Source organism: Bradyrhizobium sp. (assembly GCF_035484855.1).
GTDB lineage: Bacteria > Pseudomonadota > Alphaproteobacteria > Rhizobiales > Xanthobacteraceae > Bradyrhizobium.
In genome coordinates, this window is record NZ_DATHOP010000178.1 from 1 (window position 1) to 21,232 (window position 21,232).

Annotated in this window: 18 protein-coding genes; 11 read left to right on the top strand and 7 right to left on the bottom strand. The window is 64.5% G+C overall.

Features of this window, described 5'->3' with window-relative positions; all coding sequences use genetic code 11:
• The coding region (locus VK804_RS20285) for an ABC-F family ATP-binding cassette domain-containing protein (protein ID WP_325373552.1) at nt 1-703 on the bottom strand (703 nt) is incomplete at its 3' end.
• Between the two features lie 135 nt (nt 704-838).
• Here VK804_RS20285 and VK804_RS20290 point away from each other — a divergent pair.
• On the top strand, nt 839-1,801 hold the full coding sequence (locus tag VK804_RS20290) for an alpha/beta hydrolase (protein WP_325373518.1): 963 nt from the start codon (nt 839-841) through the stop codon (nt 1,799-1,801).
• 123 nt (nt 1,802-1,924) lie between these two features.
• On the top strand, nt 1,925-2,173 hold the full coding sequence (locus VK804_RS20295; RefSeq protein ID WP_325373520.1) for a hypothetical protein: 249 nt from the start codon (nt 1,925-1,927) through the stop codon (nt 2,171-2,173).
• A 67-nt stretch (nt 2,174-2,240) separates the two neighbouring features.
• Here the strand turns inward: VK804_RS20295 and VK804_RS20300 are convergent, their stop codons facing one another.
• The 3 genes from VK804_RS20300 to VK804_RS20310 all read right to left on the bottom strand — a co-directional run bounded on the left by VK804_RS20300 (nt 2,241) and on the right by VK804_RS20310 (nt 4,860).
• The gene (locus VK804_RS20300; RefSeq protein WP_325373522.1) at nt 2,241-2,690 is read right to left on the bottom strand and encodes a cupin domain-containing protein; all 450 of its coding nucleotides are present in this window, start codon (nt 2,688-2,690) and stop codon (nt 2,241-2,243) included.
• A 74-nt stretch (nt 2,691-2,764) separates the two neighbouring features.
• Nucleotides 2,765-3,952 carry an amidohydrolase/deacetylase family metallohydrolase gene (locus tag VK804_RS20305; protein ID WP_325373524.1) on the bottom strand — a complete coding sequence of 396 codons (1,188 nt, stop codon included), beginning with the start codon at nt 3,950-3,952 and terminating at the stop codon, nt 2,765-2,767.
• Between the two features lie 32 nt (nt 3,953-3,984).
• The gene (locus VK804_RS20310; RefSeq protein ID WP_325373526.1) at nt 3,985-4,860 is read right to left on the bottom strand and encodes an MBL fold metallo-hydrolase; all 876 of its coding nucleotides are present in this window, start codon (nt 4,858-4,860) and stop codon (nt 3,985-3,987) included.
• A 394-nt stretch (nt 4,861-5,254) separates the two neighbouring features.
• Here VK804_RS20310 and VK804_RS20315 point away from each other — a divergent pair, with 394 nt between their 5' ends.
• Genes VK804_RS20315 through VK804_RS20340 form a run of 6 tightly spaced genes read left to right on the top strand, consistent with a single transcriptional unit; the run spans nt 5,255 to nt 15,146 of the window.
• A complete protein-coding gene (locus VK804_RS20315) occupies nt 5,255-6,475 on the top strand; it encodes an efflux RND transporter periplasmic adaptor subunit (protein WP_325373528.1) in 1,221 nt (406 codons plus the stop codon).
• Nucleotides 6,472-9,579: an MdtB/MuxB family multidrug efflux RND transporter permease subunit gene (locus tag VK804_RS20320; protein ID WP_325373530.1), complete on the top strand. Its 3,108-nt coding sequence runs from the start codon at nt 6,472-6,474 to the stop codon at nt 9,577-9,579. The genes VK804_RS20315 and VK804_RS20320 overlap by 4 nt, the downstream gene beginning before the upstream one ends.
• A gap of 8 nt (nt 9,580-9,587) precedes the next feature.
• Nucleotides 9,588-12,875: an efflux RND transporter permease subunit gene (locus tag VK804_RS20325; RefSeq protein WP_325373532.1), complete on the top strand. Its 3,288-nt coding sequence runs from the start codon at nt 9,588-9,590 to the stop codon at nt 12,873-12,875.
• Entirely contained in the window at nt 12,876-14,408 is a 1,533-nt protein-coding gene (locus tag VK804_RS20330) for an efflux transporter outer membrane subunit (RefSeq protein WP_325373534.1), read from the top strand.
• 26 nt (nt 14,409-14,434) lie between these two features.
• Nucleotides 14,435-14,746 (top strand): hypothetical protein, encoded by a 312-nt coding sequence (locus tag VK804_RS20335; RefSeq protein WP_325373536.1) that lies wholly within the window; start codon nt 14,435-14,437, stop codon nt 14,744-14,746.
• A gap of 19 nt (nt 14,747-14,765) precedes the next feature.
• Nucleotides 14,766-15,146: a BA14K family protein gene (locus VK804_RS20340; RefSeq protein WP_325373538.1), complete on the top strand. Its 381-nt coding sequence runs from the start codon at nt 14,766-14,768 to the stop codon at nt 15,144-15,146.
• 349 nt (nt 15,147-15,495) lie between these two features.
• Here VK804_RS20340 and modA read toward each other — a convergent pair whose 3' ends face one another.
• Entirely contained in the window at nt 15,496-16,278 is a 783-nt protein-coding gene (gene modA, locus VK804_RS20345) for a molybdate ABC transporter substrate-binding protein (protein WP_325373540.1), read from the bottom strand.
• A gap of 156 nt (nt 16,279-16,434) precedes the next feature.
• Between modA and VK804_RS20350 the strand changes: the two genes are divergently transcribed.
• The 3 genes from VK804_RS20350 (at nt 16,435) to VK804_RS20360 (ending at nt 19,174) form a co-directional block, all read left to right on the top strand.
• A complete protein-coding gene (locus VK804_RS20350; protein WP_325373542.1) occupies nt 16,435-17,118 on the top strand; it encodes an alpha/beta family hydrolase in 684 nt (227 codons plus the stop codon).
• Between the two features lie 188 nt (nt 17,119-17,306).
• The gene (locus VK804_RS20355; RefSeq protein ID WP_325373544.1) at nt 17,307-18,398 is read left to right on the top strand and encodes a TRAP transporter substrate-binding protein; all 1,092 of its coding nucleotides are present in this window, start codon (nt 17,307-17,309) and stop codon (nt 18,396-18,398) included.
• Between the two features lie 152 nt (nt 18,399-18,550).
• Nucleotides 18,551-19,174, top strand: a complete 624-nt coding sequence (locus VK804_RS20360) for an MSMEG_1061 family FMN-dependent PPOX-type flavoprotein (RefSeq protein WP_325373546.1) — start codon at nt 18,551-18,553, stop codon at nt 19,172-19,174.
• On the opposite strand, the gene VK804_RS20365 is transcribed toward VK804_RS20360, so the two are convergent.
• Complete coding sequence (locus VK804_RS20365; protein ID WP_325373548.1) at nt 19,169-20,536, bottom strand: cytochrome P450; 1,368 nt, start codon at nt 20,534-20,536, stop codon at nt 19,169-19,171. The two genes, VK804_RS20360 and VK804_RS20365, sit on opposite strands and share 6 nt — an antisense overlap.
• A 243-nt stretch (nt 20,537-20,779) precedes the next feature.
• Nucleotides 20,780-21,232 (bottom strand): hypothetical protein (locus tag VK804_RS20370; protein ID WP_325373550.1); only part of this gene is annotated, 453 nt, incomplete at its 5' end.

Here is a 21,232-nt window from a genome sequence, read left to right on the forward strand (position 1 = left end):
GCTGGCCGCCATCGATTTCCACCACCTTGCCGATGATGCGGTTCATGAACTCGCGGTCGTGCGAGGTCATCAGCAGCACGCCCTCATATCCCCGGAGGAACTGCTCCAGCCAGATCAGGCTCTCCAGATCCAGATGGTTGCTCGGCTCGTCCAGCAGCATGGCGTCGGGACGCATCAGCAGGATGCGGGCCAGCGCCACGCGCATCTTCCAGCCGCCCGATAGCGCGCCGACGTCGCCTTCCATCATCTCCTGGCTGAAGGAGAGCCCGGCGAGCACCTCGCGCGCCCGGCCCTCCAGCGCGTAGCCGTCCAGTTCCTCGAACCGCGCCTGCACCTCGCCATAGCGCGCGATGATCTCATCCATATCGGCCCTGGCTGTGTCTCCCATGGCAGCCTCTAGCTCCCCGAGCTCGGCCGCCACGGCGCTGACCGGGCCGGCGCCGTCCATCACCTCGGCCACGGCGCTGCGGCCCGACATCTCGCCGACATCCTGGCTGAAATAGCCGATGGTGATGCCGCGATCGACCGCCACCTGGCCCTCGTCGGGCTGCTCCTCGCCCGTGATCATCCGGAACAGGGTGGTCTTGCCGGCCCCATTGGGACCGACCAGGCCGACCTTCTCGCCCTTCTCGAGCGCCGCGGAGGCCTCGATGAACAGGATCTGGTGACCGATCTGCTTGGAGATGTTGTCGAGTCGAATCATATTCACACGGGTTTCTGAGACGGGTTGCGCCGCTCTTAAGCCATGTGGCGTTCGCGCGGAAGGGCGTTGCGGGGTTGTTGCCGGAGCCGCGGCCGGACCATATGCTGCCGCGGTTTTCACCGCCCAGGGGGCTTCATGCCTGCACCGCTCGATCCCGTCGTCGCCCAGATCATTCCGCTGCTGCCGTTGCGCGATCCTGCCATCATGACCCCGCAGAGCGCGCGCGATGCGCTCCGCGCGCTCGCGGCGGCGCGCGCCGCCATCCCGCCGCCACCGGTTGCGAGCGCCGAGGACATCAAGGTGAACGGCGCGGCCGGACCGCTTGCGGCCCGCGTCTACCGCCTCAGCCGCGAAAAATCGCCGACGGTGGTGTTTTTCCACGGCGGCGGCTGGGTCGCCGGCGATCTCGAAACCCATGATCGGCAGGCGCGGTTGCTGGCGATCGAGACCGGCGCGGTCGTGGTTTCCGTCGACTATCGGCGTCCGCCGGAAACCCGTTTTCCCGGCGCCTTCGAGGACGGTTTCGCCGCGCTGGGCGACGTTTACGCGCGGCTGGCAGAGTTCGGCGGGGACGCGAAGCGCGTCGGCGTGGCCGGGGACAGCGCCGGAGGCAATCTGGCGGCAACCGTGGCGCTCGCCTGCCGCGATGCCGGCATCGATCTCGCCGCGCAGTTGCTGGTCTATCCGGTCGCCGACGTCGCGGGAAACTATGCGGACGAAACCGAGAATGCGCGCTTTCCCTCGCGCCGCGAGAACGCGGAAGGCTATTTCCTGTCGCGCGCGGTGATGGAGTGGTTCGCCGGCCACTATCTCGCCGACGCCAGCCATGGCCTGGACTGGCGGGTCTCGCCGCTGCGCGCCAAGAGCCTGGCGGGTCTCGCGCCCGCGGTCGTTTGCACGGCGTGGTTCGATCCCTTGCGCGACGAAGGCAAGGCCTACGCCGACGCGCTGGCCGCCGCCGGTGTCACGACGAGGTACCATCCCGGCTTCGGCCTGATCCACGGCTATTTCGGCCTCGGCGATGCCTCGGAAACCGCCAGGGCCGAGGCGCAACGCGCGCGCGCCGATTTCAGGGCGCTGCTCGCGCGCGGTGTTTGAGGCTGTTGCCGAAGGCTGGCGGATGTCGTCGCTATTTTTTCAACGAAGTCGGTTTGGGAGCTTGATCGCGACGGGATTCCACGGTCCAATCCGAAACGCCGTCATGGCCAAGGGAGAGATTCAATGATGAAGCGTATTTTGTTGGCTGCAATAGTCAGCGTGTTTGCGCTCGGCTCCGCCGTCGCCCAGCAATCCTGTGAAAGCAAGGCCGTCGGCAAGGACGGCAAGCCGCTCGCCGGCGCTGCGAAGACCTCGTTCATGAAGAAGTGCATGGCGGACGACTGCGCGGCCAAGGCCGTCAGTGCGGATGGCAAACCGCTGAGCGGTGCGGCAAAGACCAGTTCCATCGCGAAGTGCGAAAAAGGCGCGTAAGAAAATCGCTGCCGTCCGCGAGGGGGCGCTCGGCAACGAGCGCCCTTTTTGCTGGGTACGAAGATCCTCACGCCTTGGCGGTGTGACCCCAGGTTTCGTCCCAGTCCTCGCCGTTGGCATCGACGACGCGGCCGTCGGCCTCGAAGAACTTGTTGGGGACCTGGAAGATCGCCAGCATCAGCCCGCCCTCGGGACACCATGCAACATGGCGGCTACCGACCTCACGCCAGACGAATTCGCCGGCTTTGGCCTCGATGCCCTTGGCCGGCCCTTCCTTGTCGACCAGGCTGCCTTCGAGAACGTAGGTCTGCTCGATGTTGACATGCTCGTGGTCGGGCAGCACCGCACCCGGCGCAAACCGCATCAGCGCGGTCATCAGGCCGGTCGCGCGGTCGAACAGCAGCGTCTTGGCCTCGCAGCCGGGGAAGCGGGTCTTCTGCCACTCCATGCTCTCGGGGCGCACGAGGTGGGAATGCGTGTCGGCGGTCCGAGCGGGTTTTGGCGTCACGGCGTCCATGGCGAGGCTCCCTGCAGTGATTTTCAGCGATCATAACAGCTTTACCTGTATCCACCAGCCGGCGGGTGATCAGGTCAGGCGTGCGTCACGTTCTTTCCGGCCAGTACGGTGCCGGCCGGAAACAGCCGCTGGTGGCCGCTGCGGACGCCCTTGTAATTGTCGAGGAATTCGAACGTGCCCTCGCGCAGTTCCATGATCGCCACATCGGCGGGCGCGCCGACATTGAGCGTGCCGCGGTCGTCGAACGAGGGGAACACGCGGGCCGCGTTCACGGTGGCGCAGGCGATGATCTGGCTGAGCGGCATGCCGAACATGATGAACTTCGACATCACATTGGGCAGGTCGACGACCCCGCTCGACTTCGATGCCGTGTTCCAGTCGGTGGAGAAGGTATCCGGCCACAAGCCCTGTCGGGTCGCCTTTTCCACGCTGTCCCAGCTGAAGTGGTCGGCGACGCCATTGCCGAAGTCGAACAGCACGCCGCGGCGGCGCGCCGCCATCACCTCGGGCAGCAGCACGCCGTTGTCGTCGAGGATGCCGTTCATGCCCGGCGCGTACATATGGGTGACGATGTCGCCGCGCTTGAGCAGGGCTAGAATGGCGCGCAGCGGCGAGTAGTTCTGGCCGACATGGATCATGACCGGCAGATTGAATGGCGCGGCGGCCTCCTGCGCGCGCCGCAACGCCTCGAGATCGTTGGAGCCTGCGACATTGTTCGACAGCCGCGCCTTGACACCGACGACGACGTCGCGGTTGCGTGCGATGGCGCCTTGCGCCAAAGCGACGTTGGCGCTGTTGATGTCGTGCAACTCGCCGGCGGGGGTGACGACGCCGGTCCGGGCAATGTTCACCAGCAAGCGGCCGAGCTGCGGCGCGCCACGTGCGACCGCGGCGACCTGATCGATGTTGTCGGCGCCGCCCGAGCCGGCGTCGACCCAGCCGGTCACGCCATCCTGCAGGCACATCGGCGGCCCTTCCTTGCTTTTGCCGGCATGGGTGTGGATGTCGATCAGGCCGGGTGCGACGATCTTGCCGCGCGCATCGATGGTCTCGCTGGCGTCGGCGGCGATGTTGGCCTCGATCGCCACGATCCGGCCCTGCGCGATCGCGACGTCCCGCACCGCATCGAGCCCCGCGGAAGGGTCGATCACGCGCCCGCCCTTGATCAGGAGATCGTAGGTCGCAGCATACGCGCCGGGGATGCGGGCGAGCAGCGCCGCGCCGGCGGCACCGGCGCGAACGAACTGGCGTCGGTTCATCATGTTTGATCTTCCTTCATCTGCGTTCTCGCCCGCTAATCGCGCTTGAAGCGGTAGTTGAATCGATCGCCATCCGCCGTCACCGATCCGACCGTCGGGGTCGGGAAATGGATCGGCAATATCAGCGTATCGGTCTCCGCGACGGAGGCGAGAAACTTCCGGCGCGACAGCGCCGATTGCTTCGGATCCCAGTCCGGCCTTGCCGACCAGTCGGGCTCGCGGCACTGGATCACGTGGTGCATCATGTCCCCGGTCACGACGGCACGTTGCCCGCGGGAGAAGATGTTGACGCAGCAATGGCAGGGCGAGTGCCCGGGCGTCGGCGTCAGCGTGATGGTATCGTCCAGCGCGTAATCGTCGTCGACCAGGAGCGCCTGTCCGGCTTCGACGATGGGCAGGCAATTGTCGCGGAACACCGTGCCGGGCGGATTGGCGCCTTTGGCGTTCTCCGCTTCCCAGGCCGCATATTCGCCCTTGTGAAAAATGTATTTCGCGTTGGGGAAGGTCGGCACCCAGCGGCCGTCGCGTAGCGTGGTGTTCCAGCCGGTATGGTCGATATGCAGATGGGTGCAGAACACGTAGTCGATCTTGTCATAGGAGATGCCGAGTGCGAACAGCTCGTTGCGCCAGCGCTCCTTGCCGGGAAAATCGAACGGCGGCGGATGGCCCTTGTGCTCGCCGGTGCAGGTGTCGATCAGGATGGTGTAGCGCGGGGTCCGCACCACGAAGGTCTGGTAGGTGATGACGATCATGCCCAGCGCCGCGTCGAACACCTCCGGCTCCATCGTGGGCAGATGGCGTTTGAAGGTGGCTTCGTCATAGGCCGGGAAGAAGTCCTGCGGCCGCCGCCACGGGCCTTCGCGCTCGATCACCGCGTCGATGGTGATGTCGCCGATCCTGATTTGTTTCATTTGGTGTTTCCCCCGACCCGTGCGAAGCGTAACCGGCGCCCCCGGACGGTTCAAGTTGAAGGCAGGGCGATTCCTCGGGCAAGCCAGAACCAATTGCGGTTCGGGCGCGACCAAATCCGGGATGGGCGGCGGATTGGTGGTCAAAATCGGTCGCCCGGCCCGTTCGCCTCAGGGAACGTTTCGGATTGTTAATGCGACAACCCCGGCCGAACCACTCAAATGGGATGGCCTGTGATCTCAAAAAGACAGCCAGGCGCGCAAGTTATGCTAGGATTGTCGAAGCCACCCACAGCGCGGAGCCGACGACGTTTTCATGGATCAGCCGATAAAACATCTCAAGGAAGCTCCTTTGTATGGAGATTCGCAGAGCACCGAGCCCCGGCCGCGCCGACGCTTGTTTCTGCCGTTCGTCCTGGCCCTTCTGGTCATTGCCGGCGTCGTCTGGTGGACGAGGCAGGGGAGCGCCCCGCAGCCAGGCGGCAACGCGCGCAACGCTGCGCCGATGTCGATCGTGCCCGAGACCGTCAGCAAGGGTGACATCGCGGTCAACCTCAATGCGCTGGGCACGGTGACGTCGCTGGCGACCGTCACCATCAGGACCCAGATCAGCGGCTACCTGATCAAGGTCGACTTCAAGGAAGGCGACGAGGTCAAGAAGGGCGACCTGCTCGCTGAAATCGATTCGCGGCCGTATGAAGCGACCCTGGCCCAGGTGAAGGGGCAGCTTGCACGCGACGAAGCGCTGCTGAAGGGCGCCCAGGTCGATCTTGCCCGCTATCAGGGCCTGGCGGCGCAGAACGCGGTGCCGCGCCAGACGCTGGACACCCAGGTCGCGCTGGTCGCCCAGGACCAGGGCACGGTCGAGGCCGACCGCGGCATGGTCAAATCCGCCGAGGTCAACCTGCAATATTGCCGCATCCTGTCGCCGCTGGACGGCCGCGTCGGGCTGCGTCAGGTCGACCAGGGCAACTACGTGACGCCGGGCGATGCCAACGGGCTCGTCGTCATCACGCAGATCCAGCCGATCAGCGTGCTGTTCACGGTGCCCGAGGACAACCTGCAGGCCATCGCGAAGCGGCTTCAGGACGGAGCCGTGCTGCCCGCCACCGCCTATGACCGCAGTGGCGCCACCAAGATCGCCGATGGGTCGCTGCAGACCTTCGACAGCCAGATCGATCCCACCACCGGCACGATCAAGCTGCGGGCGCAGTTCCCCAACGAGGCCAAGACGCTCTATCCAAACCAGTTCGTCAATGTCCGCTTGCTGCTCGACACCCACAAGGACGTCACGACGATGTCGACGGCGGCCATCCAGCGCGGCGTGCCGGGCACCTTCGTCTATCTGGTCGGTGCCGACAGCACGGTCTCGGTCCGCGCGGTCCAGCTCGGCGTCACCGATGGCGACCGTGTCGAGGTCAAATCCGGCCTGGCGCCGGGCGATCGCGTCGTGATCGACGGCGCCGACAAGCTGCGTGACGGCGCCAAGATCATCGTGCGGACGGAGACAGCTACCCCACCGGCCAATCCGGCCGGCAGCCCGGCCGCCGGCCCGGCCCCTGGTCCGGACAAGGCGGGCGGCAAGAAGCAGCGCCCGGAAGGCGGACAGAAGCAATGAATCCGTCACAGCCGTTCATTCTGCGGCCGGTGGCGACCACCTTGCTGATGATCGCCATCATGCTGTCCGGCATGCTGGCGTTCCGATTCCTGCCGGTCGCGGCCCTGCCCGAAGTGGACTACCCGACCATCCAGGTGCAGACCTTCTACCCCGGCGCCAGTCCCGACGTCATGACCTCGTCGGTGACCGCGCCGCTGGAGGTGCAGTTCGGCCAGATGCCGAACCTCAACCAGATGAGCTCGGTGAGTTCGGCGGGCGCCTCCGTCATCACGCTGCAGTTCGGTCTGGCCATCTCGCTCGACGTCGCCGAACAGGAGGTGCAGGCCGCCATCAACGCCGCGGGCAATCTGTTGCCCTCCGATCTTCCGGCGCCGCCGATCTACGCCAAGGTCAACCCGGCCGACGCGCCGATCCTGACGCTGGGGCTGACGTCGAAGACGATGCCGCTGACCCAGGTTGAGGATTTCGTCGACACGAGGCTGGCGCAGAAAATCTCGCAGCTCCCCGGCGTCGGCCTGGTCAGCATCTCGGGCGGCCAGAAGCCGGCGGTGCGGATTCGCGCCGATATTCGCAAGCTTGCCGCTTACGGATTGAACATCGACGATCTGCGCACCACGCTCGGCAACGCCAACGTCAACACGCCGAAGGGCAATTTTGACGGGCCGATGCGCGCCTATACCATCAATGCCAACGACCAGATCCGCAATGCCAGCGACTACAGGGCGCTGATCGTCGCCTACAAGAACGGCTCGCCGGTGCGGCTCAGCGATGTCGGCGACGTCGTCGATGGCGCCCAGAACGACAAGCTCGGCGCCTGGATGAACGACATTCCGGCGGTCATCCTCAATATTCAGCGCCAGCCCGGCGCCAACGTCATTGCGGTGGTCGATGGCATCAAGGCGCTGCTGCCGCAGCTGCAGGCCACCTTGCCCGCTGCGATCGACCTCAACATCCTGACCGACCGCACCGTCACCATCCGCGCCTCGGTGCACGATGTCGAATTCGAGCTTTCGCTCGCGGTCGTGCTGGTCGTGATGGTGATCTTCGTGTTCCTGCGCAACGCGCGGGCGACCCTGATCCCGAGCCTGTCGGTTCCGCTGTCGCTGGTCGGCACGCTCGGCGCGATGTACCTGTTCGGCTTCAGCCTCAACAATCTTTCGCTGATGGCGCTGACCGTCGCTACCGGCTTCGTGGTCGACGACGCGATCGTCGTGATCGAGAACATCTCGCGTTACATCGAGGAGGGCGATTCGCCGCTGCAGGCCGCGCTTCGGGGTTCCGCGCAGATCGGCTTCACCATCATCTCGCTGACGGTGTCGCTGATCGCCGTGCTGATACCGCTATTGTTCATGGGAGACGTGGTCGGCCGCCTGTTCCGCGAATTCGCCATCACGCTGTCGGTCACGATCCTGATTTCCGCGGTGGTGTCGCTGACGCTGGTGCCGATGGCCTGCGCCAAGCTGCTCAAGCCTGAAACCGAATCGCATGAGAACGCATTCCAGCGCCACAGCCGGGAAGCCTTCGACCGGATCATCGCCGTTTACGGCCACGCGCTCAATTGGGTGCTCGACCGCCAGACGTTCGTCTTGCTGATTGCGCTGGGGACGTTCGGCCTCACCGCTTTTCTCTACGTCGTGATTCCCAAGGGCTTCTTTCCGCTGCAGGACACCGGCGTCATTCAGGCGATCTCGGAAGCGCCGCAGTCGGTTTCCTACGCCGCGATGGCGGAGCGGCAGCAGCAGCTTGCCAGTGTCATCCTCAAGGATCCCGACGTCGAAAGCCTGTCTTCATTCATCGGGGTCGACGGCACCAACACCACGCTGAACAGCGGCCGCATCCTGATCAATCTCAAGCCGCATGATCAGCGCAAGGCCGACGTCACCACGGTGATGCAGCGCATCAAGGACGCTACGTTGGCGCTGACGGGGATTACGCTTTACATGCAGCCGGTGCAGGACCTGACGATCGAGGGGACCGTCAGCCGGACGCAATACCAGTTCATCCTGCAGGATGCCGACCCGGCGCAGCTCGCCGCATGGACTCCCAAGCTGGTCGATAAATTGAACACGCTGCCGCAACTGGCCGACGTCGCCAGCGACATTTCGCAACAGGGCCTTTCGGTGTATGTCGAGATCGACCGTGACCAGGCCGCCCGTTTCGGGATCACGCCGGCGACGATCGACAATGCGCTCTACGACAGCTACGGACAGCGCATCGTCTCCACCGTCTTCACCAATTCGAACCAGTACCGCGTCATCCTCGAGGCCGATCCGTCGCTGCAGACCTCGCTGGAGGCGTTGTCGTTGATCTACCTGCCGTCTTCGGTGGGCGGGGCACCGGTGCCGCTGGCGGTGATGGCCAAGATGCACGAGGATATCGCGCCGCTGCAGATCTCGCATCTCGGGCAATTCCCCTCGGCCACCGTGTCCTTCAACCTGGCGCCGGGTGCCGCTCTCGGCGATGCGGTGGATGCGATCAAGCAGGCGCAAATCGATCTCGGCCAGCCGCTCGGGGTGATCACCAGTTTTCAGGGCGCCGCATTGGCGTTCCAGTCCTCGCTCTCCAACCAGCTGTTCCTGATTCTGGCGGCGATCATCACCGTCTATATCGTGCTGGGCGTGCTCTATGAGAGCTTCATCCACCCGCTCACGATCCTGTCGACCCTGCCGTCGGCCGGCATCGGTGCGCTGCTGGCGCTGATGATGGCCCGCGACGACCTCACCATCGTTGCCATCATCGGCATCATCCTATTGATCGGTATCGTCAAGAAAAACGCGATCATGATGATCGATTTCGCGCTCGACGCCGAACGCAACGAGGGCAAGCCGCCGCGCGAGGCGATCTACCAGGCCTGCCTGCTGCGGTTCCGGCCGATCCTGATGACGACCATGGCCGCGGTGCTTGGCGCCTTGCCGCTGATGGTTGGCACCGGCGCCGGCTCCGAATTGCGGCACCCGCTCGGCATTTCCATTGTCGGAGGCCTGTTGGTCAGCCAGCTGCTGACGCTGTTCACGACGCCGGTGATCTATCTCTGGTTCGACCGCCTGGCGCTGCGGTTTTCCGGGCGTTTGCGCGAGGCTGGCCCGGCGAGCGAAGTGAGCTGAGCTGAGCCATGGAACCGTCAACCCCCTTCATCCGCAGGCCGGTCGCAACCACATTGCTGACCTTCGGCCTGGCGGCGGCGGGCGCGGTGGCGTTTTTCAAGCTGCCGGTGTCGCCGCTGCCGCAGGTGGATTTTCCGACCATTTCGGTGCAGGCCACCTTGCCGGGCGCAAGCCCGCAGGATGTCGCCACCACGGTCGCAAGCCCGCTCGAGCGCCATCTGGGCCAGATCGCCGATGTCACCGAGATGACCTCCTCGAGCACGGTCGGCGGCACCCGCATCACCCTGCAATTCGGTCTCAACCGCGACATCAACGGCGCCGCGCGCGACGTGCAGGCCGCGATCAACGCCGCCCGCGCCGACCTTCCGACCAGCCTGCGGACCAATCCGACCTACCGAAAGGTCAATCCGGCCGACGCTCCAATTCTCATCCTGACCCTGACTTCGGATACGCTGACGCGCGGCGACCTCTACGATGCGGCATCGACGGTGCTGGCGCAAAAGCTGTCGCAGGTCGAGGGCATCGGCGAAGTCGTGGTCGGCGGCAGCTCGCTGCCGGCGGTCCGGGTCGATCTGATTCCACAGGCGATCTACAAATACGGCATCGGGCTCGAGGACGTGCGCGCGGCGCTCGCCAGCGCCAATGCCCACAGCCCGAAGGGCGGCATCGACGTCGGCGACCAGCGCTTCCAGATCTACGCCAATGACCAGGCCAACAAGGCCGATGACTATAAATCGCTGATCGTCGCCTACCGGAACGGCGCGGCGGTACATCTGTCGGATGTCGGCGAGGTGACCGACGGGGTCGAAAATCTCCGCAACGCCGGCCTTGCCAACGGCAAGCCGGCGGTGCTGATCATCCTCTACCGGCAGCCGGGCGCCAACATCATCTCGACCGTCGATCTGGTGAAGGGGCTGCTGCCACAGTTGAAGGCATCGATTTCGCCGGCGATCGATCTCGGACTGGCGGTCGACCGTTCGACGACCATCCGTACCTCGTTGCGCGACGTCGAGCGGTCCCTGATTCTTGCGGTGATGCTGGTGATCCTCGTGGTGTTCGCGTTCCTGCGAAACCTGCGCGCGACGCTGGTGCCCGTGGTGGCGGTTTCGGTGTCGCTGATCGCGACCTTCGCCGTCATGTATCTGATGGGCTACAGCCTCGACAATCTCTCGCTGATGGCGCTGACGGTCGCGACCGGCTTTGTCGTCGACGACGCCATCGTCGTGCTCGAGAACATCACCCGCTACATCGAGAGCGGGATGACGCCGTTGCAGGCGGCGCTGAAGGGAGCCAACGAGGTCGGTTTCACCGTGCTGTCGATGAGCATCTCGCTGATCGCGGTCTTCATTCCGATCCTGCTGATGGGCGGCATCGTCGGCCGCCTGTTCCGCGAATTTGCCGTGACGATCTCGATTTCGATCCTGATCTCGCTGGCGATCTCGCTGTCGACCACGCCGATGATGTGCGCCGTGTTGTTGCGCGGCGACGCCGGCCAACAGCATGGCAGGTTGTATTGGACGAGCGAGCGCTTTTTCGAGGCGATGCTGGGCTTCTACCGGCGCACCCTGACCGCCGCGCTGGAGCATCCGCGGTCGGTGATGCTGATCCTTGCCGCGGTGCTGGGGCTCAATTTCTACCTCTACGACATCATCCCGAAGGGCTTTTTCCCGCAGCAGGATACCGGGCGGATCATCGGCATCATCCAGGCCGATCAGAGCATTTCGTTTCAGTTGATGCAGCAAAAGCTGACGCAGTTCGTCACCATCCTCAAGAGCGATCCCGCGGTCGAAACCGCCGTCGGTTTCACCGGCGGCGGCCAGACCAATTCCGGCTTCATGTTCGTCTCGCTGTATCCGCCCAGCCAGCGCATCCCGGTGGATGGTGTGATCGCGCGGCTGCGGGGTAAAATGGCGGTGGTTCCCGGAGCGACCCTGTTCCTGCAGGCCGTGCAGGACATCCGCGTCGGCGGCCGGGCCAGCAACGCGCAGTATCAATTCACGCTGCAGGGCTCGACGCTTGAGGAACTCAACGAATGGACGCCGAAGATCGCGGCGGCGCTGCAGGCCGATCCGAATCTCACCGACGTCAACAGCGACCAGCAGAACAAGGGACTCGAGTCCGATCTGGTGATCGACCGTGACGCCGCCGCCCAGCTCGGCATAACCGTGAGCCAGATCGACAATACGCTGTACGACGCATTCGGCCAGCGCCAGGTCTCGACCATCTATGTCGCCCGCAACCAGTATCACGTGATCATGGAGGTGGCGCCGCGCTATTGGCAGAATCCGCAGACGCTGAAGGACGTCTATGTCAGTACCTCGGGCGGCTCCGTCGGCGGCTCGCAGGCGACGAATGCGGTCGCGGGCACGGTCACGTCAGCCAAGAGCGCTGCCGCGGCCAACTCGGCCAACGCCCAGGCCGCCCGAAATCTCGCCACCAACTCGATCGGCGCCACCGGCAAGGGGGTGGCTTCGACCGGCTCGGCGGTCTCGACCAGCCAGGAGACGATGATCCCGCTCGCGGCGGTCGCGCATTTCACCCAGGGCGCGACCCCGCTCGCGGTCAACCACCAGGGCCTGCTGGTCGCCAACACCATCTCGTTCAATTTGCCGCCGAACGCGTCGTTGAGCACGGCCGTGGCCAGGATCGAGGCCACCATGAACCGGATCGGCGTGCCGGCAACCATTCGCGGCACCTTCCAGGGTACCGCGAAGGCGTTTCAGGATTCGCTCAGCAACCAGCCGTTTCTCATTCTGGCGGCTCTGGTCACGATCTATATTGTTCTGGGAGTGTTGTATGAAAGCTACGTTCATCCCCTGACAATTCTGTCTACACTGCCGTCCGCCGGCGTCGGCGCCCTCCTGGCGCTGATGGTGTTCCGGACCGATTTCAGCATCATGGCGCTCATCGGCGTCATTCTGCTGATCGGCATCGTGAAGAAGAACGCGATCATGATGATCGATTTTGCACTCGAGGCAGAACGAAAGCGCGGGCTCAGCGCATTGGACGCGATCCGCGAAGCCTGCCTGCTGCGCTTCAGGCCGATCATGATGACAACCATGGCCGCCATGCTCGGCGCCCTTCCACTGGCGCTCGGCATGGGCGAGGGCGGCGAGCTTCGGCAGCCGCTCGGCATCGCCATCGTCGGAGGCCTCATTCTCAGTCAGATGCTGACGCTTTATTCGACGCCGGTGATCTATCTCTACATGGATCGCTTCAGCTCCTGGAACCGGCGCCGCCGCATCGGCGGCGCGGCACCGCTCGCGCCCGATGCCAGCCTGCAACCGGGCGAATAAATGCCAGCAACCGTTCCCGCCACCGGCCGAGTCTTCCGAACTGTCCCGCGCGATCCCGGGATCAAAGTGGCGCGGGCAGGGTTGGCGCGCAGCATCCGCGTCTCCTTGGCGCTCGCAGTCGGCCTCGGCTTATCGGGCTGCATCCTCGGATCCGAACGGCCCGATCTCAATCTCGATATGCCGGCGACCTATCGCGAGGCCCCGCGGGGCCAACAGCCCGACGCCGCTGTTCCGGCGGTGGATTGGTGGCGCGGCTTCCGCTCCAGCGAACTCACCAATCTGATGCAGGCCGCCCAAATCTACAATCTCGACATCGCGGTGGCGATTGCCCAGATCATCCAGGCCGACGCCCAGGTCGGGGTATCGGGTGCGCCGCTGCTGCCGTCGCTCACCGGCACCGCCACGGCCGAGCGCATACGCGATGCGGCCTCCTCCGGTGGCGGCGGACTCGGCGCGGCCGGCCCGACCACGTTCTCCCAATACAACCTCGGACTTACCGCAAGCTACATGGTCGATTTCTGGGGCAAGAACCGCGCGACGCTGTATGCGGCGGAAGAGAGCGCCAGCGTTGCCCGCTACAACCGCGAAGTGGTGACGCTGACGACGATCGTGACGGTGGCCAACACCTATTTCCAGGTCTTGGCCGCCCAGGATGAACTGCGCGTCGCCCACCGCAACCTCACCGCCGCCGAGCGAATTTTAGAGCTGATCAAGAAGCAATTCGCGGGCGGGACGGCGTCGCAGCTCGACTTGTCGCAGCAGCAGGCGCTGGTGGCGACGGTGCGCGCCTCGATTCCGCCGCTACAGGTGACGCTGGAGCAGAATATCGCAGCCCTTGCCTTGCTGGTGGCGCGCGCGCCGGCGAACTTCAATGTGGCCGGCGGCACGACGTCGGCGATCGCGGTGCCGCGGGTAACGCCGGGCATGCCATCGGAACTGCTGTACCAGCGGCCGGACGTTCGCCAGGCGGAAGCGCTACTCGCCTCCTCCAACTTCAGTGTCGAGTCGGCGCGCGCGGCGTTCTTTCCGCAGATCCAGTTGACGGCCCAGACCGGGGTGCAGAGCGCAGCGCTCTCCTCGCTGTTCGGCCCCGGCGCATGGTTTTACACGCTGTCCGCGGGACTGACCCAGCCGCTGTTCGACGGCTTTCTGCTGGAAAGCGAGCTGAAGCAGGCGAAAGGCGTGCAGCTGCAAAACCTGCAGGCCTACCGCAAGGCGGTGTTGTCGGCGTTCGCCGATGTCGAAAAGGCGCTGGTGGCGCTGGCAAAATTCACGCTACAGGAGCGGTTGCAGGCCGAGGCGGTGGCCGCTTCCCAGAAGGCCTTCGACGTTTCGGAAGCCCAATTCCGCGGCGGCACCGTCAACCTGCTCACGGTGTTGCAGACCGAACAGACGCTGTTCACGAACGAGAATGTCCTGGTGCAGGTGCGGCTGTCGAAATTGCTGGCCGCCAGCAGCCTGTTCCAGGCGCTGGGCGGCGGATGGACGCCGCAGGGAACGCTGGCCTCGCTGCAACTGCCGGATCAGAATTGATGGAAGGGCATGTCGGGAAACGGGTGATGGGAAAAGCGACGTTCAGGGCGGCGGCACTGGTGCTTGCGCTTGCGGGCGCTGCACTTTCGCCGGCGCACGCGCAATGGAGTACGCCGAACAACACGCCGCTGGTCTTCGGCATGAACGCGGATGAGGTGTCGCGGGCCTTGGGCACGCCGCTGAATTATGTCCGCGGCCGTCCCGGCGACGAACTCTACCTTGCCTTGCCCAATGTCAAAGGCGCCGCTTTGGCGAGCCGCAGCGATGGACTCTATCTGCAGTTCCGGCGCGGTAAGCTCGAGGGCTGGAAAGGCGATTGGGGAACCATTCGGCCGTAACGCGATGGGTGATGCCGCCATGACCAGATTGAAAATGCTGCTGACGGCCGTGACCGCGTTGACCTGCGCCGTCGCAACGACGGCCTTTGCGCAGGATTACGCAGGCCGGCCGCTGCGCTACGGCTACACCAGCGGCTGGTATTTCGACGGCCGCGACGACAACCGCGACTTCCCCACCAACGGTTCCTTTCCGGGGAATTTCGCCGCCGATCCGCCCAGCGCGTGGATCGGGGCTGCCGGGCTGTTCGGCATGACGCCTTGGCATTCTCCGAGGCCCTATCCTTCGCAAGTCGTGTTTGGACCGGGGCGCGATCAGGCCTATTGCGCGCAACGCTATCGTTCCTACGACCCGGTTTCCGGCACCTATCTCGGCCATGACGGCGTGCGCCATCGGTGTTAGGCGGATTCCCAAATCGAAAACTGGCGGTCGTCGTCCGGCGCTTTTTGTTTCCCGATATTTCGCAAGCCCGATTTAACTTGAACGGACATCTCGGCTCGGTGACGTTTCGCGAACGCCGGATCGATCATGCATGTCCGCCAGGAAGTCCAGTACGGCAGATGAAGAGTGGGGGGCCGCCCAGGCCGCTCTCGAAGCTGCGCGCCAAATGCCGGCCGGCGCCGAGCGCATCGAAGCTTTGAGAAGGGCCGGCCAGCTTCGATATCTCGCCGACCGCAAAAGAGACCGCGAGCAGACCCGCCCGACGAGGAATTCGGGCAGGGAGCGATAGCTCAACTTCGCACCGTTGATGCTATCCCGGCTCAAGGCCTTTCGACTTGAATACGGGGGCAGCGGTCGGTCCTGTCAGAAACTGGATCAGCGACTTCGCCGCCTCCGATGCCTTGCTGTCCGCGCCGATGGCGGCGGCGAAGAGCGTGACGCTGCCGAGGTCTCCCGGCAGCGGTCCCACCAGTTGCGCACCGGCCACCGGCACGATTTCGGAGGTCTGTCCGACGCCGATCTCGGCTTCGCCCTTGGCGACGAGGTCGGCGGCCTGGGCGCCCGGCACGAGAATGGTCCTGGACTTGATCTCATCGGCGATTCCAAGCCGGTCGACGACCTTCGCGAAATGCACCCCGCTGGCGCCGCCTTTCGCCGGATCGGCATAGACGATGGATTTCGCCGCGAGCAGCGAACGCTTCAGCGCATCGGCTGAACCGATGTCCGGTTTCGGCGCGCCCGCGCGCACCGTCACCGCCACCGCCGTGCCCGCGACATTTGCGATGCTGGCGGGCGCGAACTTGTCCTGCTTCTGCAGTTCGTCCATCACCGGCCGCGACAGGATGATGACGTCGGCGGTTTCGCCCGCGATGATACGTTTCCTGATGTCGGCGATCAGGCTGTAGCCGATGACGAGTTTGTTTCCTGTCGCACGCTCGTATTGTGGAGCGAGTTCGTCAAGCGCCGAGGTCAGCGCCACCGAAGTCAGCACCTTGATTTCAGCGGGATCCGCAGCGGCCGTTCCGATCCCGGCGAACAACAATCCTGCCGCAGCGGCAAGCCTTGACGCAGATATCCTCCCGAACACGGTCATTCGTTCCCCCCTGAACAGACTTTGTCGTTATATGTTGAAACAGAGGGTAGCGGATGAATTCCGCCCGGACAACAACGGTTCGGGCCGCCGATCGCCGAGAGCCAGGGACGCCGGATTTCAAGGTACACCGGGAAATAGACGCGCTACGATCCGTAAATGAACGTCGTCAACCCGCAACAGCTGAAAATCGAGTTCGGTAGTGCGAATGCCGTCTCCGCGCTGCTGCTTCGGCCGCCATCGGCGCGCGCCTGTTTTGTCTTTGCCCATGGCGCGGGCGCCGGGATGACGCACACCTCCATGGAGCAGGTCGCGCGCGGACTTTGCGATCGCGGCATCGCGACGTTGCGATATCAATTCCCGTATATGGAAAAGGGCAGCAAGCGCCCGGATGCGCCGCCGGTCGCGCACGCTACGGTGCGGGCCGCCGTCGATGAGGCGGCACGATGCTGCGCTGACCTGGCGCTGGTCGCCGGCGGAAAATCGTTCGGCGGCCGCATGACGTCGCAAGCGCAGGCGATCGCGCCATTGCCCGGTGTCCGCGGAATGGCCTTCCTGGGTTTTCCCCTGCATCCAGCCGGCAAACCATCCGACACGCGGGCAAAGCATCTCGGCGACATCGATATCCCCATGCTCTTCATCCAGGGCACCCGCGATGCGCTGGCCGAACTGCCGCTGCTCGAGCCGGTGGTCGAGCGGCTGGGCAAGCTGGCCACGCTGCATCGGGTCGCGGAAGCCGATCATTCCTTCCATGTGCTGGCGCGTTCGGGGCGGAATGATCGCGAGGCCATGAGCGAAGTGCTGGATACGCTGGCGGCCTGGATCGGCGCGATCGCCCGGTGAAAGGATGCGCCGCTATGCCTCACCCAGGCTGGCCCGTTGCCGGGGCCGCCGCCGCCCTATCGGCTACCCGGGCGCCCGAACCTCTGGTATCGTCAGGGACATCAAGATTGACCGCCGACAAGGCGGCGCCTGTGCGAATCGTCAAGGGGTTGGCGATTCCGGAGCAAATTCAAATGGGGGGTAAGGTCATGAAACGCCGTGAATTCCTGAAAACCGCGGGCGTCGGGCTTGCCGCGTCGACCACGGTCGCAGCACCCGCGATCGCGCAATCGATGCCCGAGTTGAAATGGCGCTGCACCACCAGCTGGCCGAAGTCGCTCGACGTTCCCCAGAGCGCGTGTGAGACGATTTCGAAATACGTCGCCGAAGCCACCGACAACAAATTCCAGATCCAAACTTTCGCCGCCGGCGAGATCGTTCCCGGCTTGCAGGTGATCGATGCGGTCGGCAACGGCACGGTGGAGATGTGCCACACCGCGGCCTATTACTTCATCGGCAAGGACCCGACCTTCGCGCTCTATTGCTCGATTCCGTTCGGGCTCAATTCGCGGCAGCAGAACGCCTGGTTCCAGGATCACGGTGGCCAGGCCATGCTCAACGAGTTCGGCAAGAAGTTCAAATTGTACGGCATCGCCGGCGGCAATACCGGCACCCAGATGGGCGGCTGGTTCCGCAAGGAGATCAACAGCGTCGACGACCTCAATGGCCTGAAGATGCGGATCGGCGGCTGGGCCGGCAAGACGCTGGCGAAACTCGGCACCATTCCGCAGCAGATCGCCGGCGGCGATATCTATCCGGCACTGGAAAAGGGCATCATCGACGCCACCGAATGGGTCGGCCCCTACGATGATGAGAAGCTCGGCTTCTACAAGATCGCCAAATATTACTATTATCCCGGCTGGTGGGAGGGCGGCACGGCGCTGCACTTCTTCATCAACCAGGACAAGTGGGACTCGCTGCCGAAGGCCTATCAGTCGCTGCTGACGATCGCGGCCGGCTACGCCAACCTGGATGTTCAGGCGCGATATGACGCGCGCAATCCGCTGGCGATCAAGCGGCTGGTCGCGAACGGCACCATCCTGCGCCCGTTCAGCCAGGCCATCATGGAGGCCTGTCTGAAGGCCTCCAACGAGGTCAATGCCGAGACCTCGGCGACCAATCCCGACTTCAAGAAGATCTACGATTCGCAGATGGCGTTCCGCGATGACTTGAATCTGTGGTGGCAGGTCGCGGAATATTCCTACGAAACCTTCATGATCCGCACCCGCCCGAAAGGCTGAGCGGCTCGCTCTAATTGGGATCGACGGCCAGCACCGCATCCGCTTTCCATCGCGATGGAAAACGGATGTGCATGGTGGCGTGCGTATTAAGGGTTCCCGCGCGGAAAAGAAGCCAAGTTCCGGGCGCACTCCCGCCGCATCGACGCGTTAGCGTGCCTTTGGGGCCCCGGCGGGATCAAGATCCCGCTAATGACAAAGGGCATCAGGTGGACGCAAGCACAACGGTGACGGCCGACGCGCGGTTTGACGAGGTGATCAAGTCGGAGTCGGAATTAAGAAGAATCGTCGGGCCTCCCAACAGATGGTTCACCAGCAAGATCCTGCACAAGCTTGATAGCCGCTGCCGCGAATTTATCGCGGCTTCGCCCTTTGTCGTGGTCGGATCGACCGATCCGCTCGGGATGGTCGACCTGTCGCCAAAAGGAGACGGCGCGGGGTTCGTGCGGTGTCTCGACGAGGCGACGCTCGCGATTCCGGATCGCCGCGGCAATCGTCGGGTCGACACGTTTCACAACGTGCTGCAGAATCCGGGCGTCGGCTTGATCTTCTTCGTGCCCGGTCAGCGCGAGACGTTGCGGGTCGCGGGCCGCGCCAGCATCGTTCGGGACCATTCTGTCCGCAGCGCCATGGCGGAGGGCGGCCGGATACCCGAGCTTGCGATGATCGTCGTCGTTGCGCGGGCGTTCTTCCATTGCGGAAAGTGCATCACGCGCTCGAATCTCTGGAACCAGCATGCCGATATGGCGGCCCTGTCGCCGATCGCTTCGGCTTTATGAGTTCGGCAGGCCGCGCTCCGCCGGTCGACAGCGGTCGGGGTCGCGCAGTGATCTCATGGCGATGACCATCGGCAAGCCGTTCGCCGGTCGCAGGGTCACCCGCAGCATGGGCCATACCGCGTGTCCCGGCCGCAAGCGAAACGCGAAATGCCGGACGATCGTGGCAAGCACGAGCGTCGCCTCCTGTAAGGCGAAGCTGGAGCCGATGCATTTGCGCGGCCCGGTCCCGAACGGAAGGTAGGCGAAGCGGTCGATCGTTGCCTGCGCGGCGCCGAGAAATCGCCTCGGGTCGAACGCGTCGGGGCGATCCCACAGCAGGCGATGGCGGTGCAGCACATAGGGCGAGATCACGATCAGCGATCCCGCCCTGACACGCTCGCCGTTCAGTTCGTCGCGATCGAGCGCGACGCGGCTGATCGCCGCGATCGGCGGATAGAGGCGGACGGTCTCTTCGATCACAGCGCGGGTCTCGACCAGCCGGTCGGCCATGTCCTCCACCGGCCCGATCAGTTCGCGGTCGGCCTCGGCTTGCACCCGCTCGCGCCATTCCCCCGACTGTGACAGCAGGAATAGCGCCCAGCTCAGGGTGTTGGCCGTGGTTTCGTGGCCGGCCGCGATGAAGGTAAGGATGTTCGATCGCACCTCCGCTTCGGTCAGGCCGCCGCTGCCGCCGGTATCGAGCGCTTCCAGCAGATGGGTCAGGAGATCGCGCGGCGCCTGGTCCGGTTGCTCGGCGAGCATGCGGCGCCGGACCGAGATGACCCGGTCGACTTCCTTCTCGAAAAACCTGAGGGTTGCCTGCACCCGCAGCCGGCCGAGCCGCGGCACGAAGTCGGGCACGCCGAGAATGTCGAGCGGACTGATCCTGCCGATCGTATTGAAATAGGTCGTCATCGCCTTGCGGATGTCCTCGGCGTCCGATCCGAAGCCATCCGAGAAGATGGTGCGCTCCACGACATCGAGCGTGACCTTGGCCATCTCGGGGGCGACGTCGATGGATGCGCCGTCCTCGAGCGCGGACCACCTCTCGACCAGGGCTTCGGCGGCGGCCAGCATCGCCGGCGCGAAATCCATCACGGTCCGGCGCGCGAACATCGGCGCGATCACCCGTCGTTGCAGGCGCCATTGCTCGCCCTCGGCGCTGAGCAGGCCATCGCTCAGTCCGGCCGACAGCACGCGGCGTTGCAGGCGGTCCTTGCGGTAGTTCACGGCGTTGTCGAGCAGCACGCGGCGGATGGCGCCGGGCTCGTGTACCAGCAGCACATGCCCGATCGGCAAGCCGCCGGCCACGATCGGGCGCTCGAAATGCGGCGCCGCCCAGCATTCCAGCGGGTTGCGCTTCAGCGCGCCAAGAAGGGCCAACGGCTTGAGCGGGTGGGCATGCGGTTTCGGCGCCGGCGGACAGTACGCGCATGCCGGCGGTGACCGGTCGCTGAATTCTGGAGCCCCGAGCATGCCGACGATCTCGTCTGTCCCCAACCACCTAAAAGAATATCCCGTCTACACCAAAACGCCGGTTTCGTCGGTCCGGTCCCCGTCGAAATCTGACCAAATCGGCAGAAGTCTTTGCCTGCCGGGGCATTCCTACTGCAGGCGCGGCAAAAGCTAAGAAACGTTAACTAATTTATAGAAGAATTGCATCGATTCCAGGAGGAATTCCCGATGGCGAAGTTTGCGATTGGCGAAATGGTCGATAACGCTGCCGATGACCACGACGCTGGCACGGTGATCGCCGTGTTTCCGACGGTCGAAGGCAATTTCATGTACGCGGTTGACATGGAAGGCTACGGCGCGCTGCGGTTTTTCGTCGAGGAAAAGCTGGTCGTTCACGCCAGCTGACGTGCCACGAGAGGCGCCGGCCACCGGCGCAGCATTTCTGCGCGCCCGGCACGGGCGCCCGGCATTGCCGAAGATTGCCCTAGCAGTCCGCTGAAAAACGTAAAGAATGAGGCGTTTTTTCTGTTGGGGTTCGGTTGTTGGGATGGCGTATTGGGGAGTTTGAGGTCTGTTGGCTAGGCTGCAGCCAGTTTGGGGATGCGGATCAGGTTGTAGGCGATC